A 23,238-nucleotide genomic window follows, 5' to 3' on the forward strand; every position below is an offset into this window, starting at 1 on the left:
CAATTGTTTCCCGGACTATTCCGTTTCCCATGGGGTTCAGCTATTTCCCGTCCCAGGGTTGTATCATTCATCCCCGGGGTTGCACACCGGGCTACAAACACACGGCACCTGACGGAGCCGATTGGCGCGAATGACTACGTCATGCGTTCGGAATTATATCAATCGTTTCCCGGTCTATTCCGTTTCCCATGGGGTTCAGCTATTTCCCGTCCCCGGGTTGCATCATTCATCCCGGGGTTGCACCTCGGGCTACAAACACACGGCACCTGACGGAGCCGATTGACGTAGATGACCACGTCATGCGTTCGGAATTGTGCCTATTGTTTTGCGGGCCACTTCGTCTTATACGGGATTCAGCATTTACATATTCATAACTATTTCGCCCCTACATTTGTTAAAAAGCCAAAACCGTATGAAAACTATTGTTCCTACCAGGGTTGCCATCATCATCTACGCTGTTGTCATGGGACTTTTTGGTATCATCCATTTTGTACACGCCAATATCATGGCTGGCGCTGTTCCCATCCCGGGTGGCAGGACCTGGATCTATATTACCGGCCTGGCACTCATACTCGCATCGATCTCCTTTATCATCAACGTAGCTGTAAAACTGGCGGGATACCTGCTGGCATTTTTCCTGCTTATCGTTATTGTGCTTGTGCACATTCCTCATGCCACGGAAGACCTGCCATCACTCACAATGATGCTGAAAGATGTGGCCCTGATGGCGGCGGCCATTATGGTAGCCAATACCGGAAAATAGGGTCTTTGATCCGCCTATCGTAATTTCGGGCTGACCATTTCTTTATTTAATTATTTTAGCTCTTTTTACAAGGAAACTTTACAACAAGAGCTAAAAACATGCATACAACACGTTACGGGTCAGCCTGTTTAATAGCGCTGAGCATTCTTAGTCTCAGGCTGCAGGCACAGGACAAAAAAGACCTGTCATTCCGCCAGATCTTCAAAGGAGAGGCAACCGGCCTTTATCAACCACTACCCGCCATCAGAGGATGGGCTGATGACTCACATTACATCGAATACCGCACCGCAGGCGGCGCCTCCAAAGCATGGAAAGTAGATGCAGCTACCGGCAAGGCGGAACCTTATGCTACCCCTCCCGAAGGAGCCACCGTACAGGTGCGTGACCATGACATCATCTACACTTCCCCTGAGGGCACCGAAACACAACTCACCAGCGATACAGCCCAGGAAAGGAATCCCACACTTTCTCCGGATGGAAAATATGTTGCTTTTACCCGCGCCAATGACCTCTATAGCATTGAGATCGCTACCAAAAAGGAGATCCGCTATACCACAGACGGCTCTGATGTGGTATACAATGGCTGGGCGTCCTGGGTCTATTACGAAGAGATCCTTGGCCGCGCCTCCAGGTATCGCGCTTTCTGGTGGAGCCCTGACAGCCGTTACCTGGCCTACATGCATTTTGATGACTCCAAAGTGCCGGTATTCCCTATCTACAGCGAAAAAGGACAACATGGCTACCTGGAAAACACCCGCTATCCTAAAGCCGGCGATACCAACCCTGCCGTGAAGATCGGTACCGTACCCGTGACAGGTGGCAAGACCTTATGGGCCGACTTCAATGAGAAAGATGACCAGTACTTTGGCGCACCTTTCTTTACTCCGGAAGGACGCCTATGGGTACAATGGATGAACCGCGAACAGGACAACCTGAAAATCTATGAGATCAATCCCGATAACGGCCAAAAGAAAGAGATCTATAGTGAAAAGCAATCTACCTGGATTGACTGGTACGACAACATTCCCTTTCTGACAGGCGGCAAAGGTTTTATCCTGAAAAGTGATAAAAGTGGCTGGGCACATCTTTACTGGCACAACATGGATGGTAGTCTGAACAAACAGCTCACTTCCGGCAACTGGACGGTAAAAGACATCTCCGCCATTGATAATAAACAAGGCATCATCTACTTCACTGCACGCAAAGAGGCATCCCCACGTACAGACCTGTACCAGGTGAACCTGAAAACAGCTGCCATCACACGTCTTTCCTTCGGCGATTATTTCCATGCCGTAGATGTGAGCCCTAAAGGCAGCTATTTCGTTACCACTTATTCCAACCTGGCCACTCCGCCAAGGATGGCACTGCTGAACAATAAAGGCAAAGTGCTGCGTGAACTGGGCGATGCCAAGGGCGCCCAATTCGGTGAATACAATCTCGCCCAGACCAAACTGCAATACTATAAGACCCGCGACGGCCTTGAACTGCCAATGACCATTACCATGCCATTACACATGCAGCCAGGTAAAAAATACCCTGTCCTGATCAGCATTTATGGCGGCCCTGATGCGGGTACTGTATACGACAACTGGAAAATGCCACTCAGTACCCAATGGTGGGCAGAGCAGGGCGTCATCCAGGTGGCGATCGATAACCGCAGTTCCGGTCAGTTAGGTAAAATGGGGATGAACTACATTCACCGCCAACTGGGGAAACATGAAATTGAGGACTATATGGATGCCGCTAAATGGTTAAGGGCACAGTCCTGGACAGATACTACCAAGGTCTGCATAACGGGAGGTAGCTTCGGTGGCTACATGACCTGCATGGCGCTGACCTACGGTGCAGATGTCTTCACGCATGGTATGGCTAACTTCGCCGTGACTGACTGGCAATTATATGACAGCCATTATACCGAGCGCTATATGGATACGCCCCAGGAGAATCCTGAAGGCTACCGTATTACTTCTCCAATTACATATGCCGACCGCTATAAAGGCCTTATCCGTATCGTACATGGCACTATGGACGATAATGTGCATATGCAGAACAGTATTCAGCTGGTAGATAAGCTGGAGAATCTCGGGAAGCATTTTGAGTTCATGGTGTATCCGGGGGAAAGGCATGGCTGGCGGAACAGCATCAAGAACAGGCATAGCGACAATGAAATGTATCGTTTCATTTATTCCTATTTGCTGGAGCGTCCTTTTCCGAAGGAATTTGAGCTGTAATCTTTCTTTTGATATTTCAGGCCGGTTAGCTTTCTGCTGACCGGCTTTTTCTTATCTGCAGGCTTGTGCTTAGCTGTAACAAAGCCCGATAGTTGGGCATTTATTATCAGATTAATTTGCTCTTTAGACCGCGTTTTGTCTTGTTTGCTTTCGCTCCGGCTTCAGGCAGAGCCCTCCGCTATTCGGCGTTCCTACTAAATATAGCCGGCGATCTGTTCTGTTGCTTCCAAAAGGACGTTCCACAAGTACACCAAGCAACCATCAGCCAATAACCCACAGCATTCAAATGGATGCCATAAAACGCGGACACACAATAAACCACCACCAGCAGCCAGGAAAGTTTGCAGGTGGAGATCCCTGGCCTAGTTATTTGAAGCATGCTGATGCGACCTCAAAGGGGTTTAATAAGCAAATTATTGCTCAATACGCCCTATACCAGCCAAATAGTAAGGATGCTTCAAAGAACTCAGCCAGGGGTCCCACCTGCGAACCTTTCCGATAAGCAACCAAACAAACAACCGTAGCCCCTGTAAGATGGACGCCAGGCATACAGGCTGAACATTTCAGTCGTCCAGGCAACCATTAGCCAATGCCCGAAGCACAAAAGCCAGGCAAGAAAGCCAATGAGAACATTACATCCGTGAACGTATGGATTTCCCGGTTTATCGTATCAGATAGTATACGTGAAATAAGTCGTTATCTCGGGTGAACGTATCAATTTCCCGGGTAAACGCGAAAGCAAAAGGGGATGTCATGAGCCCGGCAATATTTTGAATGTAAAGTAAGTAAGATGGGATAAACCGCTACTGGTGGAGGATCTGGCGTAAGAGACGGAAACTTCTGGAAAAAGAAACGGGGCTGCAAGACTACAGCCCCGAAAAATTTTAACCATATCTTTATTGAAAAACCTGTACCAAAGGTGCGCGTATTTTGCATACCCTCAAAGGCTATTCTAGTGAATGCTATATTTTACTTGGGGAACGTATCGAAACCGAAGGTGAACGTATAAGGATAAGTAGGGAAAAAAATCCCCATTTTCAGGTAATTTTTATGAGCAGCGAATTGAAGGATTGAACAACCTAAAGGAAAAGGGGGCTAAACCATTGACCTGATACTAAAATAGAAGGGCGGTAAGAATACCGCCCTTGTAATAATTTTAACCATATCCTATGAAAAACCTGAGCCAAAGATATAGCAGGGTTCCATGTGTTTATGCCCTATTTCCGTGAACGTTATAAAATAGTTCGTAAAACAGCATGTTTGGATAGGTCAGCAATCATATACTAAATATTATCATATTAAATTAATAATCAATTGTATAAATTATTTATTCAATAGTGAATATGCTATCAACAAGTTATCTTTTTAGCCAATTTTGAGCCCGTTAGCCACCGTTCTATCAGGCTGAAGCAGAACAATCTCCTTGTCCGTTCCAACAACTCCCAATACCAAGCACTCTGAAAAGAAGTTCGCGATCTGCTTAACCGGGAAATTCACTACCGCCACCACTTGCTTACCTATCAGCTCATCCCGCTGGTATAACTTCGTAATCTGTGCGGAAGATCGTCTGATGCCTAAATCAGGTCCGAAATCAATGGTCAGCTGATATGCAGGATTCTTTGCCCGTGGAAAATCGGCCGCTTCAGTGATTGTACCTACCCTGATCTCTACTTTCTCAAAATCCGCCCAGGTGATTGTGTCCATATTCATCGTCTATAAACTGAAAATAATAAAAAAATAGTAGTAATCAAACTAATACGATAATTTTTTAACCCATACTTCTCCAGTAACCTTTGTAATACATTTCCCTGATAACTATCATTAAACCAATATTTAACAAATTCTGCTGTTTTAAAGCCGCAATATGTCTGCAATAAAGGTCGGGAGTCAAATAATCTTTAACGCTTATATAAAGAAAAAAGCTGCTATCTGAACATACTTAATGGCATGGTTCTTGCGTTTTTATAGAGACAAAATTTTAGGTTAAAAATAGGTTAAAGCGAAACGGCCCGACATTGCACATGCGATGTCGGGCCGTTCTCGTTGTAGCCGGATAAACCGGATATTGTTACTGCGTCATAGTGCTGTCCTGTATAGTGAACGGACCACTTGGATGCAGAATAGTATAGTCACTGAAATCCTGGTTAGACTCCAACCCGGTACCATAAAGCGTGTCTGTAGCCGTACTGATACGTACCGGCTTGTTAGACAGGAACTTCTGCAGTTTTGAATCCCAGTTCAACTCCTGGCAATCCAGTCTTTCTCCCTTTTTATTGATCACCACCACATGATCTCTCAGGAAGATGTTGGCGTCATTTTCAAAATATTTCCCATACCTGGCAGTGAGGGTACTTTCCACGTCGAGGCTGTCGTTGTAGAACAGCACCTTAAGTCCCTTACTAAACTCAACATACACAGGAGGTTTCAGGTGCCTGAGCATCACCGGCGCCGTCAGTTTCGCTTTTACACGTCCCGTCTGGCTATACATGGATTCTATATCTTTTCCCTCTTCAACAGCTGTCGTGCTCTTATCGAGATTCATGATGGCATTCATATCGTTCTCACAGGAAACCATCGCCAGAAGAGAAAAAACAAACGCTATACGCGCTATAACTCTGTTCATATTAATGATTGATAGAGGCCTAACAGGCATTTTTCGGCCCCAAATGTAGATAATCCCCGGCAAACCAGAACCGGAAAGACGGGGAACCCTCAGACATCGCCGGCAGTCAGGTTCCGAAAATGCCCGTTCAGTTTCACCCTGTCTTTCAACCGTTCCATCTCGGCCATTAAAGGGATGACTTTCAGGAGATGACGTTTCAGGTATTCCAGGCGCTGAAGTTCCTGGAAGAGGTGAAGCACCTCATATTCCTCGTGCAGCGACAAACCCGCATGATGCGCAATATCATAGGCAATCAGCTCTTCGTCAGCCTTCTTAAATGTCTTATTGATCTGCAGAATGTGATGCAGTTCCCGCAAGGCCTGCAAAACCTGCGCATGTAGCCGGCCATTACTGTTAAAATGATTCTCAGGGTAGGAAACAATGGCTCCTGTGAACATTTTATCAGGAATACTTCTGATCACTTCGAGGATTCTGAATACCTTAATGCCACGTGTTACCACATCCATCTCTCCGTTATCATATGTCTTCTCTAGCCTTACGATCTCCACCAGTGTACCATACTCCACCATCTTTTTATCGATCACTGCGGGAATACCAAAGGGTTTATTTTCAGCAATACAATCCCTGATCAGCTGTTTATATCTTGGCTCAAAGATATGCAGGTTCAGCTGCTCGTCCGGGTAAACTACAACGCCAAGGGGAAATATTGGAATAAAATTCGTCATATAGCCTAAATTATAGAATTAGTCGTTACCAATGAAATATATAAGGATGTTCTCTATATTTGCCCGATAGGCTGACAGCAACCCGGCAGGACGGTAAGGGGCTCAGCTTCAAATCTAAATGTTATCCATGCGGCAAATATTGTTTGATTGCGAGAAGATGAAATATGCCAATACCGGGCTCTTTGAATATTGCAAACAGTTTGGTAAAGCGCTGCTTCGTAACAAAGCTGAAGATGAAAATGTCGTGTTTTATGTACCGGCCAACCGCAAAGGATTTTTTGGTCAGCAGGAACAGTATATTATCAACAGGAAACTACATCGCTGGCTGATGCCTTCTTTCCCACAGTTGAATATCTGGCATACCTCTTTTCAGTCTTCACATTTTCGCCCTTCCAATAAAAATACCAGGCATGTACTGACCATACACGATCTCAACGTTATTCACCAACAAACGATCTCTCCCGTCAAAAGAGATGCCGTATTGAAGAAGATTCAACGGAATATAGACCGTGCAGATCATATTGTCACCATCTCCCGGTTTGTACTTGAAGATGTAAAACAACACCTTGATCTGCACAACAAACCTGCCAGTGTAATATATAACGGCGGCACGCTGGAGGCCTTTCCTGATTTTGATAGTCCTGTATACCGGCCTCAACGTCCTTTTATTTTTACGATCGGTAGTATAGATGCTAAAAAGAACTTTCATGTGCTCCCGCCCTTGCTACAGGATAACGACTATGAACTGATCATCGCAGGTCCCGTTTTTGACGAAACTTATAAAGAGAAGATAATAGCCGCTGCACAGCAATACGGCGTAGCTGACCGGGTGAAGGTGCTGGGAAGCATCCCGAGCCAGGATAGATACTGGTATTACCACCATTGCACAGCATTTGCATTTCCATCGCTTGCGGAAGGCTTCGGCCTGCCTGTTGTAGATGCTATGAGTGAAGGCAAACCCTGCTTTCTCTCCGATAAGACCAGCCTGCCAGAAGTAGGAGGTCCCCTGTGTTATTATTTTCACGACTTTGCAGCGCCATATATGCAGCAGGTGTTTAAAGACGGAATGCAGCATTTCAATGACACAAATCCTGTTACCGCTATGAAGGAAAGGGCGGACTCCATGACTTTTGATCATGCAGTAAAAAATTACTTACAGGTTTATCGTAGTCTGTACTAACTTATCCTACTTTTATATATGCATCGTATCGGTTTAGACTTCGAGAAATTAAAATATCCGCATAATGGTCTGTACACCTTCTGTATACAGCTTGGCCAGCGCCTGCTGCAACTGAAGGCAGACGACGAACAACTGTGCTATTATCTGCCTGCCGGTTTCAATGAGTTTAAAGGCGATTTTAAAAAGATGCCTTACAAATGGTATCACCGATACGCTTTCAACCCGTCCGAAATGGATATCTGGCATGCAGTACATCAGACAGGTAATGTGTGGCCGCGTAAGCAGGCAAAGAAGACCATTCTTACTATCCATGACCTTAACTTTCTTTTTGAACCTAACAAAAGTAAAGCAGAGAAAAGCAGGTCACTGCAAGCTATACAACGCCAGGCAGATGAAACAGATCGTATCGTAGCCATCTCTCAATTCACGCTGAATACTATACAGGAATATATCAAGGTGCCTAAAAGTAAATGCAGCATCATCTACCAGGGTTCTGAAATAAAAGAATTCACAGGCTTTGATGCACCGCAATACAGGCCCGCTGTTCCATTCTTGTTCTCCATCGGTATGATACTGCCGAAAAAGAATTTTCATGTATTGCCCAGGCTGCTGGAGCATAATGATTACGAATTACTGATAGCAGGAAAGACACAGGGAGATTACTTCAGGAAGATAGAAGAGGAGGCTGCAAAATATGGTGTAAGCTCCCGTGTTAAGTTGCTCGGTAGCATCAGCGATGAGGAGAAATACTGGTACTATAAAAATTGTAAAGCCTTTATGTTCCCCTCTGTAGCAGAAGGATTTGGCGCGCCTGTTGTAGAAGCGATGCATTTCGGCAAGCCTGTTTTCCTCTCAGACAAAACCAGCTTACCAGAAATAGGCGGAGATGCCGCATATTATTTTAAGCAGTTCGACAATGAACATATGCAACAGGTATTAGAGCAGGGATTGACGCATTATGCATCAAACAACCCCGCTGGCGCCATACAGCAACATGCTCAGAAATTCAGTTGGGACACTAACGCAAGAGAGTATATGAAATTATACAGAAGCCTGTATTAAAAATACATCGGCCGGGAATCAGTAAAAGGGAAACATGATTAGCCCCTTTACTGATTCCTGGTTTAGATAATCTTATAATTCCTGTAATCGAATAAACGTTTACCCGTCTTCTTTTCTATCCAATACAGGATACGATCTTTAAAAGAGAATTTCTTCCGGCTGATATCATGTGTGAACTGCCAGTTCTTCTTTCTGATCCGCTCTTTCATCACTTCAGGATGTGTGCCTTTGAAAGGCGCCAGCGAGTCTACTTCACCATAGTCAAATTGTGCTATAGGCACGCGGCTGCTGACCTGTTCTTCATTAGCACCATGGTATAAGTGAAACGAGTTGTTCAGTTTTTTTGCCTGTATTTCCGGGTCTTTCACCCATCCGTAATGATACATACTTGCATTTACACGCTTTACATGCAATTTCTCTCCTTCCTTTCTAAACCCTTGCGCATCGCGGTAAGAGGAGATACGCTTATCGTTGCGGATCACTCTGATCTCATGCTGATACCAGGTACGTGAATCGCCGATATAGTCATAGCTGCCAAAGAAGTGTACATACTTAAACAACAATCCTTCTACACGCTTGTCACCCAGGTATTCCTGCATGGCCGCACGAATAGCAGGATAATCCTGTTCATGCACTACCTCATCTGCCTGTATATAGAACGCCCAGTCAGCATCAGGGCTGACATGTGCAAATGCTTTGTCTGTCTCTACGGCAAGGATGCGACCTCCTTCCTTTAACGAATCGTCCCATACCGAGTGGGTGATCTTAATTTTAGGAGAGCCGATGGATTGGATCAGTTCCAGGGTACCATCATCACAATTACCCACGCTGACAATCACTTCATCGCACAAAGGCAGAATGGAGCTGATTGCTGCGATCACCGGATAATCATACTTTACCGCATTTCGAACAAAAGTGAACCCCGATACTTTCATATGAGAGATATAATGGTTGCGAAGATATATAATCAATAATGAATTACGTAATTTAGATGCATGCATCAGCCCCTCTTATCTTCCTTACTGAACAAAGACCTCAAGGCCCTTGCAAGAAGTATTTCACTTGTTGAAAACGAGGTTACCGGCTATCAACAGTTGCTGGAAGCACTTCCGGCAAGCAGTAATACCCGGGTAATAGGAATTACCGGCCCTCCGGGGGCAGGGAAAAGCACACTCGTGAATGCGCTGATTACATTCCTCCTGGGCCAGGACAAAAGGATCGCGATCATTGCCGTTGATCCCTCTTCACCTTTCAACTACGGCGCTTTACTGGGCGACCGCATCCGCATGGGGCAACATTTTAACAACCAGCAGGTATTCATCCGTTCCATGGCCAGCAGAGGCGCATTGGGAGGCCTCAGCCCGAAGATCATCGAGGTAAGCGACCTGGTAAAGGCTGCCGGGTTCGACTATCTCTTTATTGAGACGGTGGGCGTAGGGCAGAGTGAAGTGGAAATTGCCGGCATTGCCGACACAACGGTGGTAGTAGTAGTGCCTGAAGCTGGAGATGAGATACAAACTATGAAGGCAGGGCTTATGGAAATAGCTGACATCTTCGTGGTGAATAAAGCGGACAGGGATAATGCAGACGAATTTGTGAAAAATCTCAGGTTGCTGGCCCACAGCCGGCATAAAGAAGACTGGGAGATCCCTGTACTTAAAACTATCGCAACAAGAGAAGAAGGATTGGCTTCACTGGTAAATGCGATTACCGGCCACCAGCAACAGGTACAAAGTAACCGTCAGCATCATGCCTTACTACTGGCAGAAAAAGCCTACCAGTTATTACAACACAGGCGAATGAAAGATGTTAACCGCCGTGCGCTGCAGCAGCAGATATTGCAACAGATGACTACCGGTGTATTCAACCTATACCGGTTTGTGAATACTTACTAGCCTTTAAGATTACGTATCTTTGCAGTGTGTTAAGATATCCTACATATCAAATCTCCATCGCTTATGCTGTATTCCACTATGCAGCGGGAAATGACGAATCCTGGATAAAAGGCAGGAGCATGCTGTAACATCATTCAGCGGCACTACACCTGCGGCTGCCCGATGAACATGACAGCAGACATCTCACAACAACACCATTACCATAATAAAACGTAAACGCATATTCCGGATTGCAAGGTTGCTGATAAAGCATTATAGACGGAATGATTATTTCATTGCTATTATGCGGTGGAATGAATCGTAGTACAAAGAAGCGATCTCCGGGAGGCAATCATCCAAACGGGATACATGCAATTTTAAATCATTTAAAACTCATTCATCATGGCCTGGATATTCCTGATTATCGGTGGTTTATTTGAAATCGGCTTTACCATCTCTCTAAAATATTCCGAGAACTTTACACGGCTCTGGCCATCTGTTGGCTTCTTTGCCTGCATCTCTCTCAGCTTTTTATTCCTGAACAAGGCCATTACCAGCGGGCTACCTATCGGCACATCCTATGCTGTCTGGACGGGCATTGGCGCTGCCGGCACCGCTATTGCAGGGATTCTGCTCTTTAAAGAGCCAGCAGCCTTCTGGCGCTTGTTTTTCCTGTTTATGCTGATAGCATCAATTATAGGTTTGAAGGTATTTGCGGACTAATACAGCAAGCCTCAGGAGATTTTTTCGGGTAGCACAGCCGGCTGTGCTACCTTCTTTTTTGCCAGCAGGAATACTACCAGGTAGGCAGCAGTACATCCACAGATAACCGGCAACAGTGCATTCATGATATGGGTAGTTTCTATGGCGAAAAAGACAGCGGCAGGCAAGACCCTGTTTCCTCCGGCAAACATTGCCGTCATTCCCACTAAAGCTGCCAGTGCAAAATTCAGATGTACGGCGGGGAACATGAATTGCAGCAGGAAGGTAACAAACAGGCCCAATGCGCCTCCGGATACCAATAATGGCGCAATCGTTCCTCCGGGAATACCACTTCCCACAGCAATGCTCATCAGCACTAATTTTCCTGCTGCCATCACCACCAGGAACTGAAGAGTTACCTGCCCCAGCAACAAACTGTCGATATGCTCATAACCCGCCCCAAGGACCTCCGGAGCGAAATACCCCAGCAGACCGGTGATAAAGGCGCCTGCCACAGGCCACCACAATTTATCAAATGGCAATTTCTGAAACAGGTTAGCCATTCCGTTGATCATCTTTTTCGCCAGTGCGGCCACCAATCCAACCAGTAAGCCGGTAGCAGTATATCCCAGTAATGCAGGCACACCTGCCTTCGCGACTTCGGGCATCATAAACACCGGATCGCTGCCTGTCAGCCAGTAATGCAGGAGCATTCCTGTGCCCCCACCCAGTACAACGGTCGTAATGCCTATCCAGCTCAATTCCACTATCAATAATTCTATAATGAGGGCGATGGCCGCCAATGGGCTGCCAAAAAGAAAAGCTATACCACCTGACATAGCAGCCGCGGCCAATATCTGTTTCTCCCGGGCACGGCCTTTCCGAACCTGACCTGCCACCCCAAGAGGCAGGTCTGCCACAGCACCTTCCAATCCCAGTGGAATACCTGCATTAACGGAAAGGATACTCTGTACAGGTTTGAATAATTGCCTTGTTTTGTCACCTGCGTAACGCAGGAAAACAGATATGACGAGGAGAGCAATTACAGGTACCAGCAGTACCATCGGGTCATGCTCATCCAGATCGCGGGTCATACCGGGCAATCCACAATAAGTCTGCAGCGCCTGCATTGCCATGATAAGCCCTTTCGTGATCATAGCAGCCGCTGTTGCTACTATCACTGACAAACCAAGCAATATGGCCGCAATTCTTCCAGAGATATGGTTCGCAGTGATTGTTGCTTCCATATTTGCAGGAGCCGTTACCGGGATGCCTCCTCTGATAAATAATTGGAAAATGCCTTTCATGCCGTCGGTTTAAACGCTCAATTTACATATTCCCCCTGAGGAACAACTGCTGTATAATTATTGCACAACTATGTTAATTGGAAGTTAATGTATGGAAGCAGAGGATCAATAGTTTATTTTTAAAATTAATTTATTAATAAGTGGTATAAAAAAGATTAGTATTATTCTTCCGGCAACCGCTTATCCGTTTTAGCACTGGTAAATAAGATGTTAAATATTTCCCCAGTTTTTTACCGTTGCTACTTTTGTATCCTACCTGATCCATTACTTGATTCACTATATTCTATGACCTTAAACTGAATGCACTACTATGGAGGTTGCTATCTTTGACACCTACGTAAAACGTCGCGAGGGCGGTTATATGCACTTCGACATCATCGTATCCGCCGATACCAATTATGAGAATGTGCTCACATTTGGCAATGCATATCTCAAGTCTAAATCAATTGAAAAGCAATCTGTTTCTTCCAGGGACTGCCGGTTCTGCCATGTACAGGAAATGATTCCTATCTGGGAACAGAACATCCGGCAACAGGGCTACCACATTTATGAGATGGAAGGCTGCAGATAACAAACAGTCTCAAACCGTATCCCAATAAGAACATGAAAGGAGGTCTGGCATAAAACCAGACCTCCTTCTTATTTTGATATCTTTATCGGAATCTAAAATGATGCGTTATTCCTCACGGTTACTTCTCCAGTGTCTGAACACCATTATACCGATGATCACCAGTGGTGTAGCAGCCAGCATCAGGATACCATTATTCAGGCCTTTTGCGGGCCCTTCTCCCAGCTGCTGTGCTGTTTTCGTACAAAGCGAGCACTGCGCCATGGCCTGTACACCGAAACACAACATTATCACCAATAACTGAACAATCTTTTTCATACAGTAAATTTAAGCATTCCTGTCATTTCCTGTTATCATCTCTCAATAGTAGGGAGATATCATCACATAAACGATCACACCGGTGATAGCCACATAAAACCAAATCGGCCAGGTGATACGCGCTATCTTCTTATGCTTTACAAAGTCTGACTGGAATCCGCGCAGCAGCGTAAACAGTACCAATGGTACAATAACAATCGCCAGCAGGATATGCGTCAGCAGAATAAAATAGTAAACATACGCGCTACCACCTACCAACGCTTTCTCTGCAGCATCTACCACATGGTCGTGGTTATTATCGCCATACTTTGTACTCTCAGTAAAGAAGTGGTAAGTAACATAAGAAACAAGGAATAATGCCGACAGCGCTACCGCTATCAGGTTGGTTGTCTTATGCGCTTTGATATGCCCTCTGCGGATAAAATACAGGCTGGCCAGCAGCAACACTGCTGTAGCCGAGTTTAATATCGCATGGAACAGGGGAAGTATCTGTACATTGAAGCCGAGTTCAATATTCGGGCGTGGCAGGTAGAATAAAATTGCCACCACCACGGGTATTACTATTGAGACAATAGCAATCGGCAGGTTAAGATTTTTACTCTTGATATCCATAGCTGTGATTGGGGGCGTTGTGGTACCCCACATAAACTATTCTGTTTTTGAAAAAAGCCGTTTCAGTAACCCCGGCCTGTGCTTGTCTTTTTCCAAATGCAGTACTGCAATGTCATTCGCACATCTGCGTACAGCATTAGAATCCAATCCATCGTAATATCCGCGGATATGGTGATCTTTATCCAGCAACACCAGCTTTTCGGTATGAATGAAATCATCCGGTCCACCGTCACCCTGGGTCACACTCACAAATACCTCGTTCCTCGCCCAGTCATAAATGTCTTTCTTCGCACCAGTTACCAGCCACCAGTTATCAGGGTTGATATCATGTTTTACGCCATACATGCGTAACTGCTCAGATGAATCCCTTTCAGGATCTACTGTCAGCGATATCATCTGTAATAAAGTGTCGTTCTTGATGTAAGCCTGTTGTATCTTTTCCAGGTTCGCCATCATTTTCGGGCATATGCTGGGGCAGGAAGTGAAGAAGAAGTTGACCAGTATGACCTTGCCGGGTAGGTCTTTCAGGCCTACCTGCTGGCCCATCTGGTTAGTGAAGCTGAAATCTTTTACCACATGGAATGTGGTATCATATGTGGCAGTGCCGTTCTTTGTTATTGTGTCTACCTTTTCAGGTATGTAGTAGCGGGGGATAGGTACAACATCCTTACTGTAATGATCTACTATCAGGTATCCCGTCAATGGCACCAATACTGCCAGCATCAATCCTATAAGTCCTCTCCTGGTAATGGCCTGAAGTTTTAAATGGTCAGATAAAATTTACGCTTTACAAATACTGCTATATGAATAGAGCAGCACCTGTAAAGCGTAATATATAAAGTTGTTTTAGTGATGTGCCGGCTCGTTGGTAATATGCGTAGCTGGAGCTGCAGGCGTACCCGGAGCCAGGTTCTTGCGCATATTTTTCCATGAATCACCATCTGCCAGGAAGGCAATGATGAACCATACGAACAGTAACAAAGGCATCAGGATGGTCATTACCAGGTTCCTGATCTCATGACGTAAGTGCATGAACTCAGCTACGATAAAGAACGCCTTTACGAGCGTCAACGTCACGAATATACCATTCAGCGCCCATCTTGCCATGAAGTCGTATTCCAGGTAAAGGAATGCCAGACCTACTTCAAATACGGTGATCGCTAATAATATCCAGAACGTCTTCCAGATCGATTTGGTAGAAGAATCATGTGCATGCTCCTCGTGCGCTACTCCTGTATGTGTATGTTCCATTAGTTTTTTCTTTTTAAAATTCCAGATTACAAATACTTACCGGCCTCAGATCAGAGCAGGTAGAAACAGGTGAATACGAATACCCATACCAGATCTACAAAGTGCCAGTATAAACCAACCTTCTCAACCATTTCGTAGTGGCCTCTTTCTTCGTAAGTACCTTTCAGCACATTAGCCAGGATGATAATGTTCAGCACCACACCCGAAGTTACGTGCAAACCGTGGAAACCTGTGATGGTGAAGAAGAAGTTGGTGAAGTTAGTAGAAGCAACAGTTCCGTCAGCATTCAGGAAAGGGTTGCGGCCCCACCATGCACCTGCTTCGTGTAAGTGCGTCCATTCCCATGCCTGACAGGACAGGAAAGCAATACCGCCCAGGATAGTCCATGACATCCATTTCACTACAGCCTTACGGTCTCTCATGTGGCCAGCGTGTACAGCCAATACCATTGTTACAGAGCTCATGATCAGGATGAAGGTCATCAAGCTCACAAATACCAGTGGCAGATCTGTGTGTCCCATTCCAGGGAACGCGTGGAACACCTCATTGGGATCAGGCCAGGAAGTGCTCATGAAGCGGATCGTACCGTATGATATCAGCAATGCTCCAAAAGTAAAAGCATCTGACATCAGGAAGTACCACATCATCAACTTTCCGTAGCTCACATTAAAAGGAGAATGTCCCCCGGACCACCATTTTTTCTTCGCTGTAACTGCTGTATCCATTGTTTGTTTTGTAATTAATTTTTAGAAAGTTTATCTGGCAACACTCAGAAATATCAACAGGTAAATCCATAACCCATCCACGAAATGCCAATATGTGGCTGCTACTTCTATCGGAACCGCACTATAAGTGCGTACCCTGGTACGGAAGGCCCTGCCAAACATGATCAGCAGTGCTACAACACCACCCAGCACGTGTAACAGGTGTACACTTACTATGACATAAATGAAGGATACTGATGCCGGTCCGTTTAGAGGAAGCCCCATATCATTCATTTGTTTGAAACCAACCCACTGACACACGGCAAACGCTACTCCCAGAATTGCGGTTAGCGTGATCAGCTGTTTGTACCGCTGCATATTCCTGTTACGGAACTGCTTTACCGCCATCTGTATGGTTGCACTGCTGGTCAGAATAACAGCAGTGGAGATCCAGAAGATAAACGGTAGCTGGAAGGTGAACCAGTTTGCCTGCGCACGCTTTACTACATAAGCACTCGTAAACCCGATGAACATCATGGTAATGCTACCCATAGCTATCCATAGGGAATATTTATGCGGATGTATTTTTTTTCGTTGTAAGCTCATTGCGTCCATCTCTCCTTGTTTCAAAAATTGACTATCCGATCTTATCAAAGAGTAATGCAAACTCCATGACCATCAGATAAATATATGAACCAAACATCAGCTTTCTGGCAGCCGGTACATCACATTTTCTGTAGAGGTTAAACGCCCGGTACAGGAAGAATAATGTTACCAGTAATACCACGATCGCAGAAACCGGGCCACTGATATGCAGATAATAAGGTAATAAACCTGCAGGTATCAATAACAGTGTGTAAAGCACTGCCTGTAATGCGATCAGCTTGTTAGGTTCTCCGCCGGCAGGTAACAGTTTGAAACCAGCCCTTGTGTAGTCTTTATACCCAATCCAGGCGATGGCCCAGAAATGCGGGAACTGCCACAGGAACTGGATAGCAAATAATGCCCATCCGCCTTCACCTATTGCATTGGCACCTCCGGCCCATCCGATGAGCAGGGGTAATGCACCTGGTACAGCTCCCACCAGCACAGCCAGTGAGTTCCATTTCTTCCAGGGTGTATATACGAATCCGTACAACACCAGGGACAACAGGCTCAGTCCTGCACACAGCAGGTTGAAACCCAGGGCCAGGATCACCAGTCCGGATGCACCTGTCACAATAGCCAATATGATAGCTTCTGTATCAGACATCCGGCCGGCAGGTAAAGGGCGTACGGCTGTACGCGCCATTAGCTTATCCGTTTCTTTCTCCAGCAGCTGGTTAATAGTGTTGGCAGAGCCGGACACCAGTAAGCCACCGGCAAATAAAGTAAGAACTTTTATCAGATTGAACCCGATTCCCGGCACCAGCAGATATCCCACAACACTTGAAAACACAACCATGATGGTGAGATTAAACTTCATTAACTGAGAGTAATCCTTCACCTTACTGGCTACTGCATACGATGTCGACAATTTTATCGAGTTTTCTCTTATCATTTCTTCAGCTCATTCCTACAGACAATCAGCCTGTAGTTTGCCCAAAAATTCAACTAATTAATGACCTTCTTTCTCTTCCTCTGGTGACAATGGTACAGTCTGCGGTACGAAATCCTTACCGTTCTTGCTGTAGTCATATGCCCAACGGTATACTTCAGGAATTTCACCGATCCAGTTACCGTGACCAGGGTTGATTGGCGTAGTCCATTCCAGTGTAGTAGCGCTCCATGGGTTAGTAGAAGTAACTTTTCTACCCTTGAAGATGCTATAGAAGAAGTTGGCTACGAACAGCAGCTGTGCAGCAAATACCAGGATCACTACTATGCTGATGAAGTGGTTCAGATCAGTAAACTGTTTGAATGATTCCCAGCTGGAGTAGTCATAGTACCTTCTTGGCATACCCGCCATACCTTCATAGTGCATAGGCCAGAAGATCAGGTAAGCGCCGATCAGGGTGATCCAGAAGTGAATATAAGCCACTGTGCTGTTCAGGTAACGACCAAACATCTTAGGGAACCAGTGGTATACACCGGCGAATGTACCGAAGAACGCAGATACACCCATTACGATGTGGAAGTGCGCAATTACGAAGTATGTATCGTGCAGGTGAATATCGATAGAGGAGTTACCCAGCCAGATACCGGTCAGACCACCAGAGATGAATGTGCTTACGAAACCGATAGCGAACAGCATACCAGGCGTAAAGCGCAGGTTACCTTTCCAGATAGTGGTCAGCCAGTTGAACACCTTGATGGCAGATGGTACGGCGATCAATAACGTTAACAGTACGAAGAAAGCACCCAGGAACGGATTCAGACCCGTTACGAACATATGGTGCGCCCATACCAGGAACGCCAGGATAACGATCGCGAACATAGAACCCACCATCGCGAGGTAACCGAAGATCGGCTTGCGGGAGTTAACCGCCAGGATCTCAGATACCATACCCATTGCAGGCAGGATAATAATATATACCTCAGGGTGACCGAGGAACCAGAACAAGTGCTGATACAGGATAGCGCTACCACCTTCGTTAGGCAGTGCTTTACCGGCAACGAACAGCTCGCTCAGGTAGAAGCTGGTACCTGCGTGACGGTCAAACAGCAGCAGGATAAAACCAGATAATAATACAGGGAAGGAAAGTACACCCAGTACGGCAGTGAAGAAGAAGCTCCAGATAGTCAGCGGCATCTTCGTCATGGTCATACCTTTAGTACGCATATTCAGGATAGTGGAAATATAGTTCAGACCACCCAGCAGCTGCGAAACAACGAACAGTGCCATACTGATCAGCCATAAGTCCATACCTATTTTAGAACCGATTGAAGCATCTCCCAGTGCACTCAGTGGAGGATAAGCTGTCCAACCACCGGAAGCAGGACCTGTCTGCACAAACAGGGAAGCCATCATCACCACACTGGCGAGGAAGAATGCCCAGTAGCTCATACAGTTCATCAGGGGAGAAGCCATATCGCGGGCGCCTACCTGCAGAGGAATCAGCAGGTTGGAGAAAGTACCGCTCAAGCCGGCTGTTAATACAAAGAATACCAATATGGTACCATGCATGGTTACCAATGCATAGTAAGCTTCAGGAGTAATACGTCCACCTTTAGCCCAGTGACCCAGGATGCTTTCCAGCCAGGGGAAAGTAGCATCCGGGAAACCCAGTTGCAAACGGAACAGTACAGAGAAGAAAGCACCTATGATAGCCCAGATGATACCGGTGATCAGAAACTGCTTGGCAATTGTTTTGTGGTCCAGGCTGAAAACGTACTTCGAAATGAAGTTGCCCTCATGATGATGGTCATGATCATCGTGCCCGTGATCATGCGCATGTGCGCCATGAATTAGCTCCTGACTGTGCAATGTTGCTTCGTTACTCATAATCGGTTCTATTTATATAAAACTGTCATCGGGGAGTACCGCTACCAGTTTATCTTATAATTTTAAAAATACCTGCGTCTATTAATATTAATCCTCTTCGGCTAAACAAAATTAGTGTTTAGCTTCATTTACCGCCACTACTTTTTCCTGGTGTGCAGAATCCGCAGCCGGAGCCGGAGTTGCGGCCGGAGCAGCCGGAGCCGGATGAGCCACTGCAAACTGAGCTACCTGTTTTGCAGCCCATGCATCGTACTCAGCCTGTGTTTCTACCACGATATTTGCCTTCATTGAGTAGTGACCGGCACCACACATCTGATCACAGGAGATCTCATAAACGAAATCAGGATTACCCGTGATGTTCTTCATTTCTGCAGTGGTCTTGGTCGGTGTAAACCACAATGTAGTAGGAATACCCGGAACAGCATCCATCTTCAGACGGAAGTGAGACAGACCAACGTCATGTATCACATCGCGGGAACCAATGATCAGTTTTACAGGCTTGTTAACTACCAGGTGCATTTCTGTAGCCATGTAGTCATCCTTATTCAGCTGATCTTCCCAATCCTGACCTACAGGATTGTTGGCATCATTGATATTCTTAAAGTCTTTACGACCCAACTGACCATCTTTACCTGGGTAACGGATCAGCCAGTTGAACTGCTTACCTGTAATTTCCACCACCATTGCATCTTTTGGCGCGTCGGAAGTGATACGGAACCAGTGTCTTAAACCGAAAGCTACCAGGATAGTGAGCGCAATGGCCGGAATAACCGTCCATATTAACTCCAGTTTATTGTTATGAGGGAAGTAAAACGCCTGACGTCCTTCTTTCTCCTGGTATTTAAATGCGAACCAGAACAATAATATCTGGGTGATCACGAATACGATACCGGTAATGATCAAGGTAGTCTTGATCATATCATCAATACCCTTACCCTGCTCAGAAGCAGCTTCCATAACAATCTTACCTTTCAGGGCATCGTTACAGTAATACACACCTATCAGGCCCAGTACCAGGAAGCCTATCAACAGGGAACCATTTACACGGTTGGCTTGCTGACGCGTTTTCTTTTCTCCCTTCAATATGGACACATACTCGCTGGCCTTCGCAATCTGGAAGATGACTACGAATATGAGCACAACAACTAAGACTGCTAAATATCCTGACATTGCTATTTGAAATAATTAAGTTATCTAATGCTTTTCGTTATTACCTGTCACATCCGGTATTTTACACCGGAATCTCCATTACATGCCCGATGATCAGGTGTGGTGTACAATACTTTCTTTGAGATAAGGATGATTTTTTGGCACCAATGCTGCTTTTGTCAGATTGTTTGTTGCCAGGAATATGATCAGACCAACGAAACCTACGGCCAGACCAGCTTCGTACCAAGGGAACACCAGGTGTCCGTAAGTACCGGGGCCTACCATCTGCCAGAAGTCCAGCCAGTGACCGAAAATGATCACGATAGAGATGAACACCATAGAAGAATAGTTACGTTTGGTATCGCGTTTCATCAGATATAATAACGGTGTGATGAAATTGATAAGCAGGTTCAGGAAGAAGATAGGTCTCCATTCGCCCCATACACGTGGTTTGAAGTATACAGTTTCTTCAGGCATGTTTGCATACCAGATCAGCATATACTGGGAGAACCAGAGGTAAGTCCAGAAGATACTGAAAGCGAAAGCGAATTTACCCAGGTCATGCAGGTGCTCTTCATTCACCATCGGCAGGTAACCATTACGTTTCAGGTAAACCAGGAATAAAATGATCAATGCAATACCAGATACCCAGGTGCTTGCGAAAGTATACCAGCTATACATGGTAGAGTACCAGTGCGCATCAATGCTCATCAGTATCAGCCATGGAGAAGTAGATCCAACGCTCAGTGCATAGATCACGATAAATCCACCGCACCATACTGTATTTCTCCAGATGATACGACGGCCTGTTGCTGCGCTCAGGTCCCATCCATCTTCTTCGATGGACATGTTACGCAGTTTTATTGTAAAGAATATCCAGGCACCGATTGTTACCAGCATAAAACCTGTGAACATTCCTTTATTTAAGAACGCTGATTTCCAGGTTAATATCGCATCATGTTCAACGTGCTCTTTATTTACCCAGTGGTAGATGTGCTCTTTACCACCGAACACGATCAGCATGAGTACAATGAACAGGATACCACCTAATACAGGCAGCGCCATTGAAATAGCTTCCGGAACGCGGCGGAAACCAATCTGCCAGCCGCCATGCGCCAGGGTAGTAGCTCCAATAAAGAAGGTACTTGCCAGGACTATCAGCGCAAAGAATGAACTGTTCTGGAGGAGGCCAGCCCAGAAACGTGTAGAGCCATGCTCACCATGAAATGCAAAAATTCCGATCAACAAAGTCAGCAAGCCAATACCCATTAACACGAAGCTGGTCGTTTTTAATCTTGCCGGTACTACAAATTGGTCCTTCATTACTGTATATTAAAATACTTGATTGAATGCTAGTTTATCTTATTTAGTCGCTGATGAATCCTTCGCTGCTGGTGCTTCTGCCGCCGGTGCAGCAGGGGTAACCTGAGTTGCACTACCAGCCAGTACTTCCGCTTCATGAGCGCCATTGTTCTGGACACTGCGGATGTACGCAGCTACTTTCCAGCGCTGTTCCCTGTCCAGCTGACTGGCGTAACTACCCATAGCATTGAAACCATAAGTCATTACGTGGAACAGACGTCCCTGTGTGTATTCAGCCTTAGGACCACTACCCAGGTTTGCCGGTGCAGCTACATAAGGACCATTACCGCCATTGTAAAGCGGACCATTACCGTCCAGCTTTGAACCGTGGCAGATCGCACAGTAGATATTAAATAAACGTTTTCCTTCCTCCAGATCCGCTTTTGTGAGAATCAGTGGATTTTTTACTGCATTAGCCAGAGCGGTATCTGCCGCTTTCAGATGGTAAGGCAGCAGCTCTCCTCTTTTTACTGTTCCTTCTACCGGCTTCATTGTAGAAAGACGCTCACTATAGAACTCGTAAGCACGGGATTCAAACATATCCGGCATATAATGTGAGCCGGGTTTTCTGTTGTTCTTTCCGCATGCCGATAACAAAGCTCCACTTACCAAAGCAGCCGCGATCAATATGTTGGAAGTCCTTTTCATCTGTATATTATAATTCAAGCTTATGTTCTGTGTGCTCCTCCCGGGGAAATGCTTCTCCGGAAAGTTTTAATTTCTGAGTTTATGCATTAACAGCTTCTACCCGTTTGGTTTCAAACAGGCGGTCTTCACGGTCGAAACGACCATACCACCAACCTGCTTCCGCACGCTGCTCATTGATCTGCTGTCCGCCAATACTTGCGAGGAAGCTTTTCAGCTCTTCAGTATTGGTCTTGGAAGTCACTTCGATCGCCATTACAAACAGATCGTCTGTCTGACGCGGATGGAAGATATGCTTCTTTACAAAAGGAGCCAGCTGACACAGGTAGCAGAATGTGAGCACCATACCTACTGCAGAGAACAATACTGTCAACTCGAAAGTGATAGGAATGAACGCCGGCAGCGGAAAGTGAGGTTTACCACCTATATTCATAGGCCAGTCAGAGTTAAATACCCAGCTCATGCAGGATAATGCCGTAGTAGTACCGGTGATACCGTATATGAAGCCGGCAGTGTGCAGGCTGGTTTCCCGCAGACCCAATGCGTGGTCAAGACCATGCACCGGAAATGGTGTGTACACATCGTGAATCTTGTAACCTGCAGTTCTTACTTTTTTCACTGCCGGAAACAATACCGCCTCATCACTAAAACTTGCTACAACAAAATTTTTAACCGCCATATGTTTAAAAAATTCTTAGTCTAAAAAACGAAATCCAGATCTCTTTACATGCCCGGTAT

The 23,238-nt window shown here is 45.7% G+C and carries 24 protein-coding genes; 7 read left to right on the forward strand and 17 right to left on the reverse strand.

All coding sequences use genetic code 11. The features are described from left to right. Nucleotides 1–412 precede the first annotated feature (412 nt). The gene (locus tag MYF79_RS02590; protein ID WP_247812423.1) at nt 413–763 is read left to right on the forward strand and encodes a hypothetical protein; all 351 of its coding nucleotides are present in this window, start codon (nt 413–415) and stop codon (nt 761–763) included. 98 nt (nt 764–861) lie between these two features. Beyond that, the gene (locus tag MYF79_RS02595) at nt 862–2,994 is read left to right on the forward strand and encodes a S9 family peptidase (protein WP_247812424.1); all 2,133 of its coding nucleotides are present in this window, start codon (nt 862–864) and stop codon (nt 2,992–2,994) included. A 1,365-nt stretch (nt 2,995–4,359) separates the two neighbouring features. Here MYF79_RS02595 and MYF79_RS02600 read toward each other — a convergent pair. From MYF79_RS02600 to MYF79_RS02610, 3 genes are all read right to left on the reverse strand, one after another. Beyond that, a complete protein-coding gene (locus tag MYF79_RS02600; protein WP_247812425.1) occupies nt 4,360–4,698 on the reverse strand; it encodes a tRNA-binding protein in 339 nt (112 codons plus the stop codon). 364 nt (nt 4,699–5,062) lie between these two features. Next, the gene (gene lptC, locus MYF79_RS02605) at nt 5,063–5,617 is read right to left on the reverse strand and encodes an LPS export ABC transporter periplasmic protein LptC (RefSeq protein WP_247812426.1); all 555 of its coding nucleotides are present in this window, start codon (nt 5,615–5,617) and stop codon (nt 5,063–5,065) included. An 89-nt stretch (nt 5,618–5,706) separates the two neighbouring features. Next, complete coding sequence (locus MYF79_RS02610; RefSeq protein ID WP_247812427.1) at nt 5,707–6,342, reverse strand: LON peptidase substrate-binding domain-containing protein; 636 nt, start codon at nt 6,340–6,342, stop codon at nt 5,707–5,709. 127 nt (nt 6,343–6,469) lie between these two features. Between MYF79_RS02610 and MYF79_RS02615 the strand changes: the two genes are divergently transcribed. Then, the gene (locus MYF79_RS02615; protein WP_247812428.1) at nt 6,470–7,522 is read left to right on the forward strand and encodes a glycosyltransferase family 4 protein; all 1,053 of its coding nucleotides are present in this window, start codon (nt 6,470–6,472) and stop codon (nt 7,520–7,522) included. A gap of 18 nt (nt 7,523–7,540) precedes the next feature. Then, nucleotides 7,541–8,584 carry a glycosyltransferase family 4 protein gene (locus MYF79_RS02620; RefSeq protein ID WP_247812429.1) on the forward strand — a complete coding sequence of 348 codons (1,044 nt, stop codon included), beginning with the start codon at nt 7,541–7,543 and terminating at the stop codon, nt 8,582–8,584. A gap of 62 nt (nt 8,585–8,646) precedes the next feature. Here the strand turns inward: MYF79_RS02620 and MYF79_RS02625 are convergent, their stop codons facing one another. Continuing rightward, nucleotides 8,647–9,519 (reverse strand): glycosyltransferase family 2 protein, encoded by an 873-nt coding sequence (locus MYF79_RS02625; protein ID WP_247812430.1) that lies wholly within the window; start codon nt 9,517–9,519, stop codon nt 8,647–8,649. Nucleotides 9,520–9,579: 60 nt separating this feature from the next. On the opposite strand from MYF79_RS02625, the gene meaB reads away from it, so the two are divergent. Together meaB and MYF79_RS02635 are read left to right on the forward strand one after the other, a co-directional pair. Continuing rightward, nucleotides 9,580–10,479, forward strand: coding sequence for a methylmalonyl Co-A mutase-associated GTPase MeaB (gene meaB, locus MYF79_RS02630; RefSeq protein WP_247812431.1), 900 nt, complete (start codon nt 9,580–9,582; stop codon nt 10,477–10,479). Nucleotides 10,480–10,860: 381 nt separating this feature from the next. Further along, complete coding sequence (locus MYF79_RS02635; protein WP_199654101.1) at nt 10,861–11,181, forward strand: DMT family transporter; 321 nt, start codon at nt 10,861–10,863, stop codon at nt 11,179–11,181. Between the two features lie 11 nt (nt 11,182–11,192). On the opposite strand, the gene MYF79_RS02640 is transcribed toward MYF79_RS02635, so the two are convergent. Beyond that, nucleotides 11,193–12,467: a chloride channel protein gene (locus tag MYF79_RS02640; protein WP_247812432.1), complete on the reverse strand. Its 1,275-nt coding sequence runs from the start codon at nt 12,465–12,467 to the stop codon at nt 11,193–11,195. Nucleotides 12,468–12,777: 310 nt separating this feature from the next. Here MYF79_RS02640 and MYF79_RS02645 point away from each other — a divergent pair, with 310 nt between their 5' ends. Further along, a complete protein-coding gene (locus MYF79_RS02645; RefSeq protein WP_247812433.1) occupies nt 12,778–13,038 on the forward strand; it encodes a DUF2024 family protein in 261 nt (86 codons plus the stop codon). A gap of 105 nt (nt 13,039–13,143) precedes the next feature. Here the strand turns inward: MYF79_RS02645 and MYF79_RS02650 are convergent, their stop codons facing one another. From MYF79_RS02650 to MYF79_RS02705, 12 genes are all read right to left on the reverse strand, one after another. Beyond that, entirely contained in the window at nt 13,144–13,353 is a 210-nt protein-coding gene (locus tag MYF79_RS02650) for a hypothetical protein (protein ID WP_247812434.1), read from the reverse strand. A 42-nt stretch (nt 13,354–13,395) separates the two neighbouring features. Beyond that, nucleotides 13,396–13,965, reverse strand: coding sequence for a DUF420 domain-containing protein (locus MYF79_RS02655; RefSeq protein ID WP_247812435.1), 570 nt, complete (start codon nt 13,963–13,965; stop codon nt 13,396–13,398). Between the two features lie 36 nt (nt 13,966–14,001). Then, entirely contained in the window at nt 14,002–14,688 is a 687-nt protein-coding gene (locus MYF79_RS02660; protein WP_247812436.1) for an SCO family protein, read from the reverse strand. Between the two features lie 123 nt (nt 14,689–14,811). Then, nucleotides 14,812–15,216, reverse strand: coding sequence for a cytochrome C oxidase subunit IV family protein (locus MYF79_RS02665; RefSeq protein ID WP_247812437.1), 405 nt, complete (start codon nt 15,214–15,216; stop codon nt 14,812–14,814). Nucleotides 15,217–15,266: 50 nt separating this feature from the next. Next, on the reverse strand, nt 15,267–15,941 hold the full coding sequence (locus MYF79_RS02670; protein ID WP_247812438.1) for a cytochrome c oxidase subunit 3: 675 nt from the start codon (nt 15,939–15,941) through the stop codon (nt 15,267–15,269). A gap of 30 nt (nt 15,942–15,971) precedes the next feature. Then, entirely contained in the window at nt 15,972–16,535 is a 564-nt protein-coding gene (locus MYF79_RS02675) for a heme-copper oxidase subunit III (protein WP_247812439.1), read from the reverse strand. Between the two features lie 22 nt (nt 16,536–16,557). Further along, on the reverse strand, nt 16,558–17,436 hold the full coding sequence (gene cyoE / locus MYF79_RS02680; RefSeq protein WP_247812440.1) for a heme o synthase: 879 nt from the start codon (nt 17,434–17,436) through the stop codon (nt 16,558–16,560). An 81-nt stretch (nt 17,437–17,517) separates the two neighbouring features. Beyond that, nucleotides 17,518–19,344 carry a cbb3-type cytochrome c oxidase subunit I gene (locus MYF79_RS02685; protein ID WP_199654111.1) on the reverse strand — a complete coding sequence of 609 codons (1,827 nt, stop codon included), beginning with the start codon at nt 19,342–19,344 and terminating at the stop codon, nt 17,518–17,520. 111 nt (nt 19,345–19,455) lie between these two features. Then, nucleotides 19,456–20,514 (reverse strand): cytochrome c oxidase subunit II, encoded by a 1,059-nt coding sequence (locus MYF79_RS02690; protein WP_247812441.1) that lies wholly within the window; start codon nt 20,512–20,514, stop codon nt 19,456–19,458. A gap of 93 nt (nt 20,515–20,607) precedes the next feature. After that, nucleotides 20,608–21,816 (reverse strand): quinol:cytochrome C oxidoreductase, encoded by a 1,209-nt coding sequence (locus MYF79_RS02695; RefSeq protein WP_247812442.1) that lies wholly within the window; start codon nt 21,814–21,816, stop codon nt 20,608–20,610. 39 nt (nt 21,817–21,855) lie between these two features. Beyond that, complete coding sequence (locus tag MYF79_RS02700; protein ID WP_247812443.1) at nt 21,856–22,503, reverse strand: c-type cytochrome; 648 nt, start codon at nt 22,501–22,503, stop codon at nt 21,856–21,858. A gap of 79 nt (nt 22,504–22,582) precedes the next feature. Further along, nucleotides 22,583–23,179, reverse strand: coding sequence for a DUF3341 domain-containing protein (locus MYF79_RS02705; protein WP_247812444.1), 597 nt, complete (start codon nt 23,177–23,179; stop codon nt 22,583–22,585). Nucleotides 23,180–23,238: the final 59 nt, after the last annotated feature.

Source organism: Chitinophaga filiformis (genome assembly GCF_023100805.1).
Classification (GTDB): Bacteria; Bacteroidota; Bacteroidia; order Chitinophagales; family Chitinophagaceae; genus Chitinophaga; species Chitinophaga filiformis_B.